Genomic DNA, 16304 nt, shown 5'->3' on the forward strand with positions numbered 1-16304 from the left:
AAAGGAGTGTTACGAATGGCAATTAGTAATCCATACCAATCCTATCAGCAAAACTCAGTGAATACCGCCTCTCCGGGAGAGCTGACACTAATGCTGTATAATGGGTGCCTTAAGTTTATCCATCTGGCGAAGAAAGGCATTGAAGAAAAGAATATTGAAATGAAAAACACCAATATCCAAAAAGCTCAAACTATTATTCAGGAGCTGATGGTTACATTAAATATGGACATGGAAGTTTCTCAGAATATGATGTCTCTGTATGACTTCATGAATAGCAGATTAATGGAAGCTAATATTAAAAATGATGCTTCCATACTTGTTGAGGTGGAAGGCCTGGTGACCGAGTTCCGGGATACGTGGAAGGAAGTTATACAATTGAATCGTCAGAAGCAGTTCTCGCAGGGCGGAACAGTGTAGTGAGTTCAGTTCAAAGGTTTTATGATTTAACTCACGAGCTAATCCACACTCTTGAGGATGTAAAGCTTGACCGTAATGCGAAAATTGATCAAGTAGAAATACTGCTTGAAAACCGCCAGCAGGCAATGGCTGGCATGGCACCACCATATTCAGACGCCGAAAAGGACTTGGGAGCCAGGCTGGTCAGCCTCAATGCAAAGGTCACCCAGCTGATGACAAGGGAAAAGCTTTTTATCCAAAAAGACATCAAAGACTTGAGCGTTAAAAAGGAATCAACCGGAAAATATGCTAATCCCTATCAATCCATGGCAACGGACGGCATGTTTTATGATAAAAGAAAATAGGTGACTAACATTGTTGACTCTGACCGAAGAGCAATACCTTTTCCTGAAGGAATACAGCGATCTTTTATATACCATAGATGAAGCATTTGATTATATCGTAAAGAGCTTCAGCGATTTCAGTAAAACAGAGGGAGAGCGGCTTCTCGGTGATATTTTTCAGGCATTTCCTCAAGTTGCTTCAGCCCATGAGCAGCTTAGCCAGCTTGTTCAAAACAATCAGCCCATGCTTAAAGCTATCGCTGATATCAGTACAGTCGCCGATCAGGCTGAACTGCTTATTCAGAACTTTGACGATCTTCCTGTTAGACAGGAGATCATTTCGAAAAAGCTTTATCCTGCATTTGTAGAGTGGCATAAAAATATTCATCAGGAGTTAAATCCATATATCCAATCATGAATATGGTAACAGTCCCGGAGGTGTTCACTTGGATATCCCCTTAATGTCTATGGCCTTATCCCAAGGCCAGGTCAAGCAGCAGGCAAACATTTCAATTATGAAAAAAGCAATGGACCAGGCAGCAGGAAATACAGAATTCATTAATAAGATGATGAGCGGGTCTCAGATACAGGCCCTCCAGCACGCAGCCCAGCCCCACTTGGGCGGCCATATTGATATAAAAGGATGAGCAGTGAAATCAGCTGCTCATTTTTTATATAAGTCACCAATTCGACAAATTTTCTCAATCTTTTTACCAGTTTCAGCAGGAGTTTTTAGGGGTAAAATAGAAATATAAATATATAGTCTTAATATACTTTTAAGACTAGGCTTTCTTTTACAGACGCTAAGGTTTTTGTAAGCGTTCTGAGGAAGTCGCCACTGTATAATGAGAAGGAGGAGTTCACGTATGAATTACAACATTCGTGGTGAAAACATTGAGGTAACTCCAGCAATTAGAGAGTACGTAGAGAAGAAAATTGCGAAGTTAGAAAGGTATTTTACTGAAACTCCTGATGCAAATGTACATGTAAATTTAAAAACGTATAACAATAACCGTTCTAAAGTGGAAGTAACGATTCCGATGCCGAACCTGGTTCTTCGTGCAGAGGAAGATCATGATGATATGTATGCAGCGATTGATCTGATTACCGATAAATTGGAGCGTCAAATCCGCAAACATAAAACAAAAGTGAACCGCAAATTCCGCGAGAAGGGCAATCTGACAGCTGTGTTTGCAGCGTTGGAAAATGATGCAGAGCCACCTGAACTGGATGAGGAGGATAACGATCTTGAAGTTGTCCGCCAAAAGAGCTTTGACCTGAAGCCGATGGACAGTGAAGAGGCGATCCTGCAGATGAATATGCTGGGCCACAGCTTCTACGTGTTCACAAATGCAGAGTCTAATTTAACAAATGTAGTGTACAAGCGTAAAGACGGCCGCTATGGTCTGATTGAAGCGCAATAATAAAACTTGAAAACCCCGCTGCTGAGGCGGGGTTTTCGTTTGGTGCGGGTTCGCAGTTGGGCTATTTGCAAATTCGTCGTTCTATTTGCAGATATCAGGCTGTATTTGCGAAAATCGCTTTTCAATTTGCAGGTTTCCCCGATCTATTTGCAACGTCCACATCTTCTCCTAAACCGGCACTGCCAAAAACCGCACCTAAACCGTAAACTTCTCCAATTCCTTCTCCATCACACCAGTCATTTCCTTCAACTGCTCCACCTTCACCATAACCTGCTCAAACGCACGAAGCTGCTCCTCCGTAGAAGCGGAGATTTCCTCAGTCCCGGCAGCCGTTTCTTCGGTTACCGCCGAAATGTTTTCCACAGCACTTATAACCTGCTGGCTCATATCACTGGAGCTTTTCATATCTTCAACTAGTTTTTCCAAATGGCTGTGTATGCCGGATACATGTTCAGAGATGGTTTCAAAAACCTGTTCCGTCTCATTCATCGATTGGGATTGCTCTTTTGAAAGGGCATGACCCTGCTCGGTGGCATTGTAAATATGGCTGATTCCATTTTGAATATTGCTGACCATTGAGGCGATCAGATCGGTTGCTTTGGAAGAAGAATCGGCGAGTTTCCGTACTTCTTCTGCCACAACCGCAAATCCTTTTCCGGCTTCACCGGCACGGGCTGCTTCAATCGCTGCGTTTAATGCCAGCAGATTGGTTTGATCCGCAATTTCTTTCACCGTGTTAGCTGCCCCTTCAATTTCCTTGGTGAACTGGGCGAATTCACTGACTGAACTTCTAATATGGTTGGACGAACTGGAGATTTCGTCAGCAAGCCTCATTTGTTTTTCTAAAGACACCCGTCCTTGGTGAACAGATTCCAATGCCTGTGTACTTTGCACAGCACTCTCGGCACTCGACTGATGGACAGCTGAAAACTGCTCACCCATCACACTCATTAATTCAGCGGTTGCCTGAACGTCTTCAGAAATGGCCTGGCTGCCTCTCGCCAATTCATCCGTTGAAACGGCCACCTGGCTGCTGCTTTCATTTAAGCTGTGCATATAGGAAGCCACATCCCCGGCAAATCCTTTTACATTCTGGCTGACCTCTTCAATGGATTGCACGGTTCCTTTTAGATTCAACACCATTTTTGAGAAGGCTTCCGTTAGTTTATCCACTTCATAGCGGCTATTCTCTTTAAAGATGAGCTGTGATAAGTCTGCTGTTAAATCGCCCTCTGAAATTTTCTCTGCTTTTTCCACAATCGCATTCAGTGGCTTTGTAATTCCTCGGGCTGCCATCCATGAGAATACAGCTGATAAAAGAATAAGCACCAGGCTTCCTATGAGGGAGGAATTCGTGATAAAGGCGATTTTCTGGCTGGTTTCCTGTAGTATGCCTTCATACCATTCATTTGTGCGCTTCTTTAAAAGGTGCATATCATTTAAAATGCCGGAAATTCGTATGCTCTGACGCTTGATTTCCGCTTTGTTTCCCTTGTTGAAGGCTTCCGTTGAAACTTTCGAAAGCTCTGCATACTTTCCTTCAATGCTGCCGATGATTTTTTTGTGCTCTGAAACTGTGGCAACCGAAGAGAGGGAAGTCAGGTTTTCCTGAACTTCTGTCATCATGGTCAGTGCCTGGTCCTTGTTGGCATCACTTGAATTGTAGGTGTAATTGGCAAGCGACTGGCTTGTCACCACCAGGCTTTGCTCCAGGTCCTTCACTTTCAGCAGAAGGTCCACATCATCTTTGGCGGAGCTTTGAATGTGTAGTGTCTGGTATATGATAAAGCCAATCATGCTGACCGAGAGTGCGAGCGGGATTAGCGTGACAATAATGAGACGTTTTCGTAATGTCATCTTGGAAGCTCCTTTATTCAGCTTTTACTGTGATTTTCCCATCGATTATGTCTTCTGTTGCTTTTTTCAACGCAGCTTTCTGTTCCTCTGTTAAGGAAATTACGCGGATCTCAGAAAGGCCGACACCGTTTTCTGCCAATCCCCATTCATAGGAGGAAGCTTCGATTTTTCCGTTTTCCTTCAATTCCTTCGACAGGTTGAAAACAGCAATATCGATGTTTTTGACCATCGATGTGGCAACAGCTTTTTCTGCAACAAAGTACTGGTCTGAATCGACACCGCCGGCAAGCACACCTTTTTCTTCGGCTTTCTTCAGTGCGCCAAAACCGGTGAATCCGGCAGCAGGGTAAATAAAGTCGGCACCTGCAGCAATTTGTTTTTCAGCAATTTTTTCACCGAGAGCGGCGTCTCCAAAATCTCCGGCATATTCACTTAATACTTCTATTTTCGGATTGAAGTGCTTAGCTCCTTGTACAAATCCATTTTCAAAATGGTGGATGACAGGCACATCAACACCGCCAATAAAAGCCAGCTTGCCTGTTTTGCTTGTCATGGCAGCGAGCATTCCAACAAGGAAGCTGCCTTCATGCTCCTTAAACGTAAGTGAGACCACATTATCAAGCTCGGAAACAGCATCAATCAGCAAAAATTGCTTGTCAGGATATTTCTCAGCCGTTTTTTCAAGTGCTTCTTGTGCTGTGAAACCCAGTCCGATGATCAGGTCATGATCTTCTTTGACCAGCTCTTCAAGCGGCTTTTCAAAATTGCCGTCAGGCGCTTCTTTGTAATCAAACAGAATGCCCAGCTCATCACGGGCTTTTTCCAGGCCACGGAATGCAGAGTCGTTAAAAGACTCATCTCCAAGTCCAGTGTCCGATAAGAGAATGCCAATTTTATATTCTTTATGTTGGTTTGTGCTTTGTTCAGAGGCAGAACAGGCTGCCAGAAGTAAGCTGAACATCAGCAGGAAGGGTAATAGTTTTTTCAAGGTAAACCTCCAAGTTGTAATATTTCGCCTTACATAATATCGGCAGAAAGAAGGAGGTCTTAAGTGTGAAGTCAGACCTTACTATGAAAAGTTAGCAAAATAAAAAAGCCTGCATATCCACAGGCTTCAAAAGCATCATTCCTCCAGTACCTTATATTTCTCCTTCAATGACTCCGGAGCCATCTTCACCATTTGCTGAAGGACAAATGATGTTATCACAATATCATCCGTAAAGCCGAAGATCGACAGGAAGTCTGGAACAAGGTCGAGCGGCAGAAGGATGTACAGAAGTCCGGCCGCAATTGGAAACAGCTTTTTGCCAGCCGATACTTCCGGTGATAGAAAATATTCTTTCAGAAAGGGCAGGAACTTCCAAAATTTAAATACAAATTTGATGCGTTTGAGAAACTTCATTAGGTTCACCTTTTTCTAGTTCATTCGCTGAATGGAAGCTGCCACCTGAATACGCGGCGGGTTTTTCACCTCAAGCGTGGCAGCTGATAGATAGCTTGTTTCAAGTATGCTTCAAAAAGTAAATACAATTAGCCACTTTTGCAACGTGTTCAATTAGGTATGAATCTCCTCTTTTTATAATTTATATAGGGTAAGAGGGGATATGCTACACTCGTTTTTTCCTCCTTAGGACTGGTTATCGAATAATCGTGATTTTATCCAGATCGGCGCTTTTGACGCCTTCGTTAAAAATTAATCTTGTTTTAAACTGAAAAATCCGGTCAGGTGCAGAGCAGGGAATGTCTTCAGGCAGCTGGAAGTTAAAGTCCATTTTGTTGGTTTCTTCTGATTCAATGACTTTGGTGGACAGAATGGTCGCTGTCCCGATCACTTCCTCCTTCTCATTCTCAGGCGATGTCATGACCAGATCACACTCAATACGCTTAATCTGCTGTTCAATCGTTCCTCCTTCAATCAGGAAGATTCCGCTCACATTTTCCCCTGGCGTATATTGAAGCTTTGGCAGCTGCAGATCTATTTTCGCAGAGCCTATTCCAAGCATTGACATGTATTTTCGTAAAATCAACAAAGATCTCTCCTCTAATTTTATATAGGGGGAGCTGCTCGCTCACACCACATTTTAGCTGTTTCCTTTTTTACGTGCTGATCATGATAAAGTTTCAAGTGTTTTTCACTCTACCTATTCCTCCATTTTATAAAGTCAAACGTATCGCGGTGTGGGCTCGTATATAAAAAGGGCCTTTACCGCGGTGGTAAAGGCCCATAAATAAAGACCTCTACCACATGTGGTAAAGGTCTTGCTAACAATTGTTTAGATTGCCAACAAAGCCGAGAGCATCTGCTCCGTAATGACGACTCTGCTGTAAAAGCTACTCCCCTTTAGGAGAAACTATTTAATTTATAGCTACATCATAGTGGATTCTTAAGCCGCTGTCAATCATTTTTATGCCTGATGAGCCTTCAGATGGCGTTCGTCAAGTCTTTCTTCAATCTTCTCCAGCTTTAATTTATCCCGCAGCAGCTCTTCTTTATTGCGTTTGATTAGTTCATCCAGTGAGTATCTGATTTTCTTTTTCATTTTCCATTCCTCCATGTACAGTTTTTTTGGCAGAGGGACCAGAAACGCTGCATCTATGTTAATATATGAACACCCAAAAGGGATCAGGAATCAGGGAGGGGGGGAGCCGCTGACTCCTTCAGCAATTTAAATCTGAAAATTAAAATAATTTTCTATTTCTTTTATCATAGTCCTAAAGACCTTTTTTGCCAATGGGGTTGTCCTCAAATGTCGAAATTCCTGCCTGTTATGCGTTTTTTTAGCACTAAAAGGAGTATAAGGCGGCAGAAATTCTGTATTCTTGCGAGGTTGTTAAAAGTCAGGAATTTGGCTTGTTCTGTCGAATATGGAATGCAAGATGTGCTAAACTCTGCTTATCCTGTTTGATCTTCCATAGACAGATGGTGATGGAAATCGGTACAGTATTAATACATGCTGCTGAAAGAAAGGAAGATGACGGATGCAAATGATCGATATTACACAATACAATCCGGAGACAATGCAACTGGCCAGGCCTATATATGACAGGATGAAGAGAGTTTTGCTGGCAGAAGGACGTTCCATTCATCCGGCCATTCTGGAAAGAATCGAGAATATGGGCATCACTACTTTAATCGTTAAAGATGCGGAATCGGAAGGCATTTCAATGGACGAAATGATTGATATGCCTACCTGGATGGACACTATCACAGTCGTGCAGAAGGCATTTGATCTGGCAGCTAAAAAGCAGATGTTAAACGTGGCAGAGCTCCAAAAAGCAGTTGCTCAAATGATTGGCGAGGTCACAAAACGAAAGACCATCGTGCTGGTTCCATCCTCATCTGTTCCCCCTGAGTTAAAAAGCTATGCCCATTCCGTCAATGTGGCTCTGCTTGCCATCCAGACGGCCAAAAAACTGAAATATACGCAGTCACAGCTTCGGGACCTCGGCATCGGCTCCCTGCTGCATGATATTGGAAAAGCAGATTCTAAAGAGGAAAAAGAGCATTCGCAGGCCGGTTTTGAAATCATTAAGAAACAACGGGAAATCAGCTTGCTGTCGGCCCATATTGCATACCAGCACCATGAGCTTTTGAATGGAAACGGCTATCCGAGAGGCTTGGCAGGGGATGACATCCTTGAGCTTCCGCAGGTTTGTGCAGTGGCCAGTTTCTACGAAAATTTGATCTCCACCGACAAGATGCTTCCGCATGAAGCGCTGGAATTGATTATGACCAAATATGAAACGGAATATAAAGGAAAGGTTATTGAAGCTTTTGTCAATAGCATTCCTTCCTACTACCCGGGAACGAAAGTCATTCTTCATAACGAGCAGAAGGCCATTGTGACAAAGATTAAACAGCATTTCCACAGACCGGTCATCCGCCTGCTGGAAGATCAGCGGGAAATCGATCTGGCTGTGACCCCGTCGGTTGTGATTAAGGGGATATTGGTGGGATAAAAGGAAGCAGTACTCAGTCATGATGTACTGCTTCTCTATTTACAGCAAACCAGCCTATCAGCAATACAATCAGAGAGGACGCGCATCCAACAAGGATACTGTTCGGCCCTTCACTGAAAAATAAAACCGTCCACCCGGATAATGTCCCAATCAGCACTGATGCCGGCATCAGCATGCCTTTTTCCTTCCTGCTCCATAATATCTGCAATATAACCGGCAATGCAGCTGCAAAAAAGACTCCTGAAATGAAAAACAAATCCAGCAAAGATATTGAGAATAGGTAGGCCCAACTTGGAATGGCCGCCACAAACATGCTCAGAATCCCCCACATATGCTTATTCAGCTTGAGGTCATTCCGATCATACAGAACATATAGCGAATGAATCTGTGATAAAAAGGTTTCAAAGAAGATAACCATGAGAATAAAAATGAGCAGAATCGTAATCGTGAAATGCTCGTATCTCAGGAAAATCTTTTCAAAGACTGAGTAAAAGTTTTGAAAACCGCCCTTGTAAATAGCTGATAAAGCAATCATTGAAAACGAAAAGGGGATCGTGCTCCAGATCAATCCGGTCATGCTTAGACCCAGCCGCAGTTTTTCTCTTTTGCTTTTGAGAAGCATATTCCACATCTTCAGATCCAGCAGCAGATGACCAAGCATGGCGATCGTAAAGGCTGCCAGCAGCAAGGGAAGTATATCCCATTCCACATAAAGCAGATACGGATGGTACAGGCGGATGCCGTCATATACGACTTCAATTCCTTCCAGCATATAGGCGTGTACAAGAATCATGATCATGATTAAAAAAAGAATGCCGACCTTGAGCATACTGAATCGCGTAAACCATTTTAACCGGAAAAAAATCGCTATCAGAAACCCGAATAAAAAGAATAAACTCATCCCGACAGGAACCGGTGTGCCTAAAGGGTAGACAAGGATTCCCGCCGCAAAGCCCATGACCGCCATGCCGAAAAAAATAGCCAGCAGAAGAACCCTCTTCATCCACTTTAACGCAGGTTCGAACAATCGGCTTGCCATGATAGCGAGAAAGGATGAAGAATCCTCTGAAGACCGTACCCGTGTGATAATTGGAATAAGGGCCAGAAAGGCAAGGGCGCCGGCTGCTGAAAAGCTGACAGTCCCGATAAAGCCGTAACGCAAAAAAGCTTCCGGTGCTGTAAAAACGGCATTGCCTGAAGTCCATCTTGAGATAATGGCGATGCTCAGCAGCCCGAAGCCATATTGAACTGATTTCGATAGATTTGTGTTCATCAGTACTGCTCCCTGTATTGCTTTGGTGTGATGTTTTCTTTTTTCTTAAATTGGCTTGAGAAGTAATGCAGGCTGTTAAAACCGGTTTTTTCAGCAATCTCTGAAATGCTGTAAAGGGTCGTGGACAGAAGATGTTTAGCTTTTTCCAGCCTGTAAACAGTCAGGTAGTCAATAAGGGAAGTGCCGACCTCCTCGCTGAACCTGCGGCTTAAGTAGGCTGGGCTTGCATGGACTCTGGCTGCAATATCCTGAAGGCCAACCCGCTGTTCATACGACTCATGTATTTGATTTAAAGCCTCATTTACCATTTTGGAATATTCCTTTTGGAAAATAGGAGTGGAGAATTTTCTCAGTGTCTCTTTTAATTCTTCTTCAATAATTGGTTTCGTCAGGTATTCGGAAACCCCCAGCTGAATGGACTTTTTGGCAAAGTCAAAGTCCTGGTGGGCTGATAGAATGATAATCTGCAGATGGGGCTGGATCTCCTTTAAGTCTTTTACCAGTTCAAGCCCCGACTTTCCCGGCATCTCGATGTCCACGAAGGCGAGATGAAAGTAATGTTCCTTGCTGAGGGCAAGAGCCTGGCTGCTGTCATGGGCAAAATGGAAGTTCCATAAAGGAAATGCCGGCTTTAGAATATATTCAAGCTGTTCAATTACGATTGGTTCATCATCTATGCATAATACATTCATGCCTGCTCCTCCTTCTGGAATTCGACCTTGGGAAGTGTTATTTTCACAGTTGCCCCGTCTTGTTCATTTTTGTATATGTCTAAATCAGAGGTTTGAAAAAGAAGATCAAGCCGCTTTTTGACGTTAGAAAGACCCTGCCCTTTAGCTATCATGTCCTCAAATGAATAATCACCGATGCCAAGGCCGTTATCCTCCACATATAAGGTGATGCTGTCTTCATGGCTGACAGCTTTAATAGTGAGGGAAAGCGGCCCCGGCTTTTTCTCCAGTCCGTGCTTGAATGAGTTTTCCACAATCGTCTGAAGAAGGTAAGGAGGCACATAGTGCTTCAACGCTTCCTCGTCTATATCCTCTGTAATGGTGAGGCGGTTATGAAACCTTAGCTCTTGGATTTTTAGATAATATTTTGTATACTCCCATTCTTTTTTTAATGGAATGAGCTGCTCTTTTATCTGGTATTTGAATTTTAAAAACAGGGACAGTGTTTCCATGGCCTTGATCAGTGTGTCTATGCGATTTAAACGGGCAAGACCGAGCATCAGATTAATCGTATTGAATAAAAAGTGGGGATGAATCTGCTGGTTCAGCTGCATATATTTGCTTTCCTGCAGCGTGTTCTCAAGAACGACCTGCTGTTTCTCAAAGGAAAGAGTATCTATTTGTTTCTCAAACGCCAGCACCATCATTAAAATAATGGCACCTGCCATCGGTACGAATATCGAAAAAATCGCAAACAATGAAAAGGTCTCGTAGGTAATTAGCATGATCTTCACTGCCTTAAAAGAATTTCTAATAGTATAACATGTCAGATAACTGGTTAGTAAGTTAATTTGGGAATCGTAATAAAATGGCATATGCAAATAGGACGGGGAATTTTGCAAATAGATCTAGGAATTTGCAAATAAAAAGAGGTTATTTGCTAATAGAATAGTAAACTTGCAAATAGAAAGCTGATTTCTGCAAATAAACGAACTCCAGAAGAGTGGGTAGATGGTAAATCCAGAATTTAAGCTATTCTTAAGAAGAAAAGACGCTTCGAAGTCTGCAAAAAGGCAGCAACCCAGCGAAAAAACCCTGAATGAAGCCCAACGCAAACTATAAAAAAAGAGCGAAGCAGCAAAGCTCCGCCCAAAAGGGGGTTACACAATATATTGAGATCAGCACTAGGCTGGTACTCTAATAAATTAAGAGATTGCCTCGGCATAATGGCAGGCAGCCTGATGTCCTTCTCCAAGACTCTTAAGCTCCGGGTCGGACTGTCTGCACAAGTCGGTTGCAAGCGGGCACCTTGTATGGAACCGGCACCCGGCAGGAGGATCGATAGGGGACGGGACATCGCCTTTCAGAATAATTCGTTCCTTTTTCTTTTTCCGGTTAGGCTCAGGAATGGCTGACAGCAGCGCCTGTGTATAAGGGTGGCGGGGGTTGCTGAATAAGCTCTTCTTCTCAGCAATTTCAACCACTTTTCCCAGGTACATCACAATGATCCGGTCAGAGATATGGCGAACGACCCCAAGGTCATGGGAGATAAATAGATAGGTTAAGCCATATTCCTTCTGCAATTTTTTTAATAGATTCAGCACCTGGGCCTGAACAGATACATCAAGCGCAGATACGGCCTCGTCACAGATGATCAGCTTCGGCTCTACCGCCAATGCTCGGGCAATTCCGATTCGCTGGCGCTGGCCGCCGCTGAATTCGTGCGGATAGCGGTCAATATGTTCTTCCTTTAATCCAACCTGTTCTAAAAGTTCAACTGCCCGGCGCCTCCTATCCGCTTTCGGAACAACATTCAGGATTCCCATTGCTTCCTCAAGCGTCTGGCCAACCGACCTTCTTGGGTTAAGAGATGCGAACGGATCCTGGAAAATGACCTGCAGGTCTTTGCGGATCGAACGCATCTCCCGTTTTGATTTGGAAAGCAAATTCGTTCCCTGAAAAATCACTTCTCCGCCAGTCGGCTCATCCAGGCGCAAAATCGCACGTCCTGTTGTCGACTTTCCGCATCCGGATTCACCGACAATGCTGACAGTCTCCCCTTCATAAATCGTAAAGTTCACGCCATCAACCGCTTTAACATGATTGACGGTGCGGCCAAAAACACCGCCTTTAATCGGAAAGTACTGCTGCAGGTCCCTGACTTGAAGGATTTCCTTTTCTTTAGTTAGCGTGGCTGACATCTGCTGCGACCTCCTTTACTGCCGGTCCGTTCCATCTTTCCGAGTACATCCAGCAGCGTACTTTATCTCCGCTATCTTCTATTAATAATGGTTCTTCCGTCAGGCACAAATCTGTTGCAAACGGGCATCTTGGCGCAAAGCTGCAGCCAGGGGGAAGGTTGTCCGGGCTTGGAACCGTACCTGGAATGGCTTCCAATTCCTCGACATCCCGGTCCACTGCCGGAATGCTTCTCAGCAAGCCCTGTGTGTAAGGGTGCTTGGGGTTTTCAAAAAGGGAATCTACATCTGTATGCTCAACAATTTTTCCGCAATACATAACGGCGACCCGGTCACAGGTTTCGGAAACAACACCCATATCATGCGTAATCATGATGACAGCCGTTCCGAGCTGTTCCTGCAGGTTTTTTAATAGATCAAGGATTTGCGCCTGGATCGTTACATCAAGAGCTGTCGTCGGCTCATCGGCAATCAGCAGCTCCGGCTTGCATGCCAATGCCATCGCAATCATGACGCGCTGGCGCATCCCGCCGCTTAATTCATGTGGCTCCTGCTTAGCTCTTTTTTCAGGTGAAGGGATGCCGACTAATCGCAGCATTTCGACCGCTTTCTGCCATGCTTCTTTCTTTGGCAGCTTTTGATGAATCCGGAAAGCTTCCGCAATCTGTTCTCCTACGGAATAGACAGGGTTAAGTGAAGTCATCGGCTCCTGAAAGATCATTGAAATCTTGTTTCCGCGCATTTGCCGCATGCCTTCCTCTGTTTCTGAAAGCAGGTTTTTCCCTTTAAAGTTGATTTCACCGTCCACGATCTTTCCGGGAGGCTCCGCAATCAGCCGCATGATGGAGAGGGAGGTGATGCTCTTTCCGCTCCCGGATTCACCGACAATGCCGAGCGTTTCTCCTCTTTTAACATCAAAGTCTACGCCGTCGACCGCTTTAATGACTTTTTTGCCGGAGAAGAAATGAGTTTTTAAGTTTTTCACTTCCAGTATCGTTTCTTTATGTTCAGTTCCCATTTTTCTTGCTCCTCTCAAATCGGGAATGGTTTTAGTTCAGTTCAACACGTTTATTCAGGAATCGGTAGGACAGGTCAACAAGCAGGTTGACGATGACAAACAGCACCGATACGAATAAAATCGATCCCTGCACAAGCGGCAGATCACGCATCCGGATGGCATCAATAATCAATCGTCCGACTCCATTGATGGCAAAGACGGATTCTGTTAAAACCGTTCCGCCGAGAAGGGCTCCAAACTGCAGTCCGACTACTGTTATAACCGGAATCAGCGCATTTTTTAAAGCGTGCTTATAAATGATCAGACGCTGGCGCACACCCTTTGCTTTGGCCGTGCGGATATAATCCTGGCGGATAACCTCGAGCATGCTTGCCCGAGTCATCCTGGCAACGATGGCTGCACCGCCTGTCCCGAGTGTAATGGCCGGAAGGATGATATGGCTGAAGGTTCCCCAGCCGGCAACCGGAAACCACTGAAGGCCGACTGAAAAATAAATGATCAGCATCAGCCCGAGCCAGAAGTTCGGCAGGGATACACCAAGAAGGGCTACCATCATTAATCCAACATCTGTAAAACTGTTTTGCTTCGTTGCGGCAATAATTCCGATTAGAACACCTAGAACAACCGTAATCACAATACTCCAGAAGGCCAATTCAAGTGTGATCGGCAACCGGACGAGGATTTCATCCAGAACAGGACGGCTTGTCCGGATGGATTCGCCAAAATCCCCTTTTACAACATCCCCAACATAACTCACGTATTGCAGAGCGAGAGGCTGATCAAGCCCGAGGTCATGCCGGATTGCATCCACCTGCTCATCTGTTGCTCCTTCCCCTGCCACCAGAACGGCAGGATCGCCGGGAACCATTTGCATGATGAGAAAAACCATAAGAGTAACGCCCAGCAGAACCGGGACGATTTGAACAAGCCTGCGCAATAGAAAAATAAACATGTTAGAACCTCCTTAGTTTTTCATTCGCGGATCCAGTGCATCACGGAGTCCGTCTCCAAATAGGTTAAAGCCCAGAACGATCAGGGCAATGGCAATGCCCGGAAATAGTGCGATATGCGGTGCTGTGAACAGGAAGTCGCGGCCATCGCTCAGCATGGCTCCCCATTCAGGAGTTGGCGGCTGTGCTCCCATTCCAAGGAAGGAAAGACCGGCAACTGATAAAATCGATGTAGCCAGACGCAATGTCCCCTGAACAATAATCGGGCTCATGATATTAGGCAGGATATGAACAAAAATAATTTTCGGATCGCTTGCCCCTAAAACCCGTATGGCATCAATGTATTCCATTTTCTTAACACTTAACGTTGAACCGCGGACAATACGGGCAAAAGTAGGGATTGAAAAAACACCGACAGCGATCATGACGTTAATGAGGCTTGGTCCCAGTGCGCTGACAATGGCTAATGCAAGCAGCAGCCCGGGGAATGCAAGCAGTACATCAATGAAACGCATGATAATCGTATCCACCCAGCCTCCGTAGTAGCCGGAAATAATTCCTAAAACAATTCCGAATAATGCTCCGATGAAGACGGAAACAAAGCCAACCGCAAGGGAAAGCTGTGAACCGTACAAGATACGGCTGAAAATATCCCGCCCTTTGTCATCAGTTCCCATAATATGGTCAGCTGATGGAGGCTGCAGTTTATTCACAAGGTCAATTTCGTATGGATCATAAGGCGAAATAAGCGGTGCAAGGACAGCGAGAATAATGTAAATAAGAACAATGCTGCCGCCCACCAGCGACATTTTATTTTTGATAAGAGCTTTTGCCAGTTCGGCTCCCTTGGCCTTCCTTTTGGAAATAGGCACAGGAGCTTTCGCTGTTTCCTGAGGATTTGCAATTGTGCTCATGATTTAGTCCCCCCATGTGTCTTATTGGTTGAGAACTAATTTATCAAAATTATTGACTGTTTTGTCTGAATTTTATGATAAAGTAAAAAATTCGCAAAAACATGACAAAATAACGAAAACATTGGCTAATTTTTTTTCCTATAATGGACACAACCTTAACAAATGAGCTGATTAAGCCAGCTTCATTGCATCATAGAACTACATATTCCAAACAAACTAGGGGGTGAAGGGATGAAACAAAGAATTGAAAAGCTCAGAAGGAAAATGTCGGAAAATGGCTGGAAGGGTGTTTTTATATACTCACCTGAAAACAGATACTATTTCTCCGGATACAAAGGATCAGCGGGAGTTCTTTTAATAGAAGAGGACTCACAGAAGCTATTTACAGATTTCCGCTATGTGGACCAGGCAAAGGATCAGGCACCCGATTTCGAAGTGGTCCAGCATCAGCAAAACCTGATCGAAATGGTCTGTGATTCGTTTTCAAAAGGAACACTGGCCCTTGAAATTGGAGATGTCCCGGCATCGGTTTATCTGGAAATCCAAACAAGGCTGCCGGAAACTGAGCTTGTTGATGTTACATCTGCAACAAACGAAATCCGGATGATTAAAGATGAAGCAGAAATCGAATACATGCGGCAAGGGATTGAGATATGTGATCAGGCTTTCACACACATTTTGGATTTCATCCGCCCAGGCATAACCGAAAAGGATATCGGACTGGAACTTGAGATTTTCATGAAAAGGCAGGGGGCTGAACGCATTAAGCCCAATCATGTGATTGCATCAGGTCCGCGTTCCTGTCTTCCCCATGGACAGGCTACTGACCGGGTGGTTGAGGTCGGGGATTTTGTCAAAATGGATTACGGCGCCATTGTAAATGGCTATTTCTCCGATTTTACAAGAACAGTTGTTGTGGGAGAGCCGTCTGAAAAGCAGGTGGAGATTTATACTATCGTCCGCCGTGCGCAGGAGGAATCCTTGAAAGCAATCGGTCCCGGAAAAACGTGCAGAGAGCTTGATGAAGTCGGCCGCGGCATTATCCGTGATGCCGGTTATGGCGATAACTTTGGGCATAGTCTGGGGCATTCCTTGGGTCTGGCCATCCATGAACAGCCTGCGATGAGATCGACAGATGAGACCGTTCTTCAAGAAGGGATGGTCATCACTGTTGAACCGGGGATTTATATTCCGGGGTTTGGCGGAGTTAGAATAGAAGATTTGGTTGTGATTACGAAAGATGGCCATGTGAACTTCACCAAATCAACGAAGGACCTGCAAGTGATATCATATTAAACA

The 16304-nt window shown here is 44.5% G+C and carries 19 protein-coding genes; 7 read left to right on the top strand and 12 right to left on the bottom strand.

The features are described 5' to 3' along the window. Positions 1–15 precede the first annotated feature (15 nt). The 5 genes from fliS (at position 16) to hpf (ending at position 2164) form a co-directional block, all read left to right on the top strand. Positions 16–417: a flagellar export chaperone FliS gene (gene fliS / locus ACTHRG_RS06885; protein ID WP_440230887.1), complete on the top strand. Its 402-nt coding sequence runs from the start codon at positions 16–18 to the stop codon at positions 415–417. After that, positions 417–761, top strand: a complete 345-nt coding sequence (locus tag ACTHRG_RS06890) for a flagellar protein FliT (RefSeq protein ID WP_440230888.1) — start codon at positions 417–419, stop codon at positions 759–761. The genes fliS and ACTHRG_RS06890 overlap by 1 nt, the downstream gene beginning before the upstream one ends. A 13-nt stretch (positions 762–774) precedes the next feature. After that, complete coding sequence (locus ACTHRG_RS06895) at positions 775–1158, top strand: hypothetical protein (RefSeq protein ID WP_440230889.1); 384 nt, start codon at positions 775–777, stop codon at positions 1156–1158. Positions 1159–1186: 28 nt separating this feature from the next. Then, positions 1187–1387: a YjfB family protein gene (locus ACTHRG_RS06900; protein ID WP_440230890.1), complete on the top strand. Its 201-nt coding sequence runs from the start codon at positions 1187–1189 to the stop codon at positions 1385–1387. 219 nt (positions 1388–1606) lie between these two features. Continuing rightward, positions 1607–2164: a ribosome hibernation-promoting factor, HPF/YfiA family gene (gene hpf / locus ACTHRG_RS06905; protein ID WP_440230892.1), complete on the top strand. Its 558-nt coding sequence runs from the start codon at positions 1607–1609 to the stop codon at positions 2162–2164. Positions 2165–2359: 195 nt separating this feature from the next. Here hpf and ACTHRG_RS06910 read toward each other — a convergent pair whose 3' ends face one another. The 5 genes from ACTHRG_RS06910 to ACTHRG_RS06930 all read right to left on the bottom strand — a co-directional run bounded on the left by ACTHRG_RS06910 (position 2360) and on the right by ACTHRG_RS06930 (position 6561). Further along, positions 2360–4021 (bottom strand): methyl-accepting chemotaxis protein, encoded by a 1662-nt coding sequence (locus ACTHRG_RS06910; protein WP_440230893.1) that lies wholly within the window; start codon positions 4019–4021, stop codon positions 2360–2362. 13 nt (positions 4022–4034) lie between these two features. After that, entirely contained in the window at positions 4035–5009 is a 975-nt protein-coding gene (locus ACTHRG_RS06915) for a BMP family ABC transporter substrate-binding protein (protein WP_440230894.1), read from the bottom strand. A 135-nt stretch (positions 5010–5144) separates the two neighbouring features. Further along, positions 5145–5423 (bottom strand): YkvA family protein, encoded by a 279-nt coding sequence (locus ACTHRG_RS06920; RefSeq protein ID WP_076257521.1) that lies wholly within the window; start codon positions 5421–5423, stop codon positions 5145–5147. 235 nt (positions 5424–5658) lie between these two features. After that, entirely contained in the window at positions 5659–6048 is a 390-nt protein-coding gene (locus ACTHRG_RS06925; RefSeq protein WP_263599358.1) for a sporulation protein, read from the bottom strand. Positions 6049–6426: 378 nt separating this feature from the next. Then, on the bottom strand, positions 6427–6561 hold the full coding sequence (locus tag ACTHRG_RS06930) for an FbpB family small basic protein (RefSeq protein WP_139325604.1): 135 nt from the start codon (positions 6559–6561) through the stop codon (positions 6427–6429). A gap of 439 nt (positions 6562–7000) precedes the next feature. Here ACTHRG_RS06930 and ACTHRG_RS06935 point away from each other — a divergent pair, with 439 nt between their 5' ends. Beyond that, the gene (locus ACTHRG_RS06935) at positions 7001–7981 is read left to right on the top strand and encodes an HD-GYP domain-containing protein (protein WP_440230895.1); all 981 of its coding nucleotides are present in this window, start codon (positions 7001–7003) and stop codon (positions 7979–7981) included. Positions 7982–7994: 13 nt separating this feature from the next. Here the strand turns inward: ACTHRG_RS06935 and ACTHRG_RS06940 are convergent, their stop codons facing one another. From ACTHRG_RS06940 to nikC, 7 genes are all read right to left on the bottom strand, one after another. Beyond that, positions 7995–9254 carry a hypothetical protein gene (locus tag ACTHRG_RS06940; protein WP_440230896.1) on the bottom strand — a complete coding sequence of 420 codons (1260 nt, stop codon included), beginning with the start codon at positions 9252–9254 and terminating at the stop codon, positions 7995–7997. After that, positions 9254–9946: a response regulator transcription factor gene (locus ACTHRG_RS06945; protein WP_440230897.1), complete on the bottom strand. Its 693-nt coding sequence runs from the start codon at positions 9944–9946 to the stop codon at positions 9254–9256. Before ACTHRG_RS06945 ends, ACTHRG_RS06940 begins: the two co-directional genes overlap by 1 nt. After that, entirely contained in the window at positions 9943–10710 is a 768-nt protein-coding gene (locus tag ACTHRG_RS06950; RefSeq protein ID WP_440230898.1) for a sensor histidine kinase, read from the bottom strand. The genes ACTHRG_RS06945 and ACTHRG_RS06950 overlap by 4 nt, the downstream gene beginning before the upstream one ends. Before the next feature lie 420 nt (positions 10711–11130). Next, entirely contained in the window at positions 11131–12126 is a 996-nt protein-coding gene (locus ACTHRG_RS06955) for an ABC transporter ATP-binding protein (RefSeq protein ID WP_440230899.1), read from the bottom strand. Next, the gene (locus ACTHRG_RS06960) at positions 12107–13141 is read right to left on the bottom strand and encodes an ABC transporter ATP-binding protein (RefSeq protein ID WP_440230900.1); all 1035 of its coding nucleotides are present in this window, start codon (positions 13139–13141) and stop codon (positions 12107–12109) included. The genes ACTHRG_RS06955 and ACTHRG_RS06960 overlap by 20 nt, the downstream gene beginning before the upstream one ends. Positions 13142–13172: 31 nt before the next feature. Then, the gene (nikB, locus tag ACTHRG_RS06965; protein ID WP_440230901.1) at positions 13173–14093 is read right to left on the bottom strand and encodes a nickel ABC transporter permease; all 921 of its coding nucleotides are present in this window, start codon (positions 14091–14093) and stop codon (positions 13173–13175) included. A gap of 12 nt (positions 14094–14105) precedes the next feature. After that, positions 14106–15005: a nickel transporter permease gene (gene nikC, locus ACTHRG_RS06970; protein WP_440230903.1), complete on the bottom strand. Its 900-nt coding sequence runs from the start codon at positions 15003–15005 to the stop codon at positions 14106–14108. Positions 15006–15236: 231 nt separating this feature from the next. Here nikC and ACTHRG_RS06975 point away from each other — a divergent pair, with 231 nt between their 5' ends. Then, positions 15237–16301: a M24 family metallopeptidase gene (locus ACTHRG_RS06975; RefSeq protein WP_440230904.1), complete on the top strand. Its 1065-nt coding sequence runs from the start codon at positions 15237–15239 to the stop codon at positions 16299–16301. Positions 16302–16304: the final 3 nt, after the last annotated feature.

This window comes from Cytobacillus sp. SAFR-174 (assembly GCF_051964675.1).
Classification (GTDB): Bacteria; Bacillota; Bacilli; order Bacillales; family Cytobacillaceae; genus Cytobacillus.

What these genes read in the sequence shown, in the direction of transcription:
- fliS (WP_440230887.1), top strand. Translation starts at nt 16, where the DNA reads ATGGCAATTAGTAATCCATACCAATCCTATCAGCAAAACTCAGTGAAT.
- hpf (WP_440230892.1), top strand. Translation starts at nt 1,607, where the DNA reads ATGAATTACAACATTCGTGGTGAAAACATTGAGGTAACTCCAGCAATT.
- ACTHRG_RS06910 (WP_440230893.1), bottom strand. Translation starts at nt 4,021, where the DNA reads ATGACATTACGAAAACGTCTCATTATTGTCACGCTAATCCCGCTCGCA.
- ACTHRG_RS06920 (WP_076257521.1), bottom strand. Translation starts at nt 5,423, where the DNA reads ATGAAGTTTCTCAAACGCATCAAATTTGTATTTAAATTTTGGAAGTTC.
- ACTHRG_RS06930 (WP_139325604.1), bottom strand. Translation starts at nt 6,561, where the DNA reads ATGAAAAAGAAAATCAGATACTCACTGGATGAACTAATCAAACGCAAT.
- ACTHRG_RS06935 (WP_440230895.1), top strand. Translation starts at nt 7,001, where the DNA reads ATGCAAATGATCGATATTACACAATACAATCCGGAGACAATGCAACTG.
- ACTHRG_RS06940 (WP_440230896.1), bottom strand. Translation starts at nt 9,254, where the DNA reads ATGAACACAAATCTATCGAAATCAGTTCAATATGGCTTCGGGCTGCTG.
- ACTHRG_RS06945 (WP_440230897.1), bottom strand. Translation starts at nt 9,946, where the DNA reads ATGAATGTATTATGCATAGATGATGAACCAATCGTAATTGAACAGCTT.
- ACTHRG_RS06950 (WP_440230898.1), bottom strand. Translation starts at nt 10,710, where the DNA reads ATGCTAATTACCTACGAGACCTTTTCATTGTTTGCGATTTTTTCGATA.
- ACTHRG_RS06955 (WP_440230899.1), bottom strand. Translation starts at nt 12,126, where the DNA reads ATGTCAGCCACGCTAACTAAAGAAAAGGAAATCCTTCAAGTCAGGGAC.
- ACTHRG_RS06960 (WP_440230900.1), bottom strand. Translation starts at nt 13,141, where the DNA reads ATGGGAACTGAACATAAAGAAACGATACTGGAAGTGAAAAACTTAAAA.
- nikB (WP_440230901.1), bottom strand. Translation starts at nt 14,093, where the DNA reads ATGTTTATTTTTCTATTGCGCAGGCTTGTTCAAATCGTCCCGGTTCTG.
- nikC (WP_440230903.1), bottom strand. Translation starts at nt 15,005, where the DNA reads ATGAGCACAATTGCAAATCCTCAGGAAACAGCGAAAGCTCCTGTGCCT.
- ACTHRG_RS06975 (WP_440230904.1), top strand. Translation starts at nt 15,237, where the DNA reads ATGAAACAAAGAATTGAAAAGCTCAGAAGGAAAATGTCGGAAAATGGC.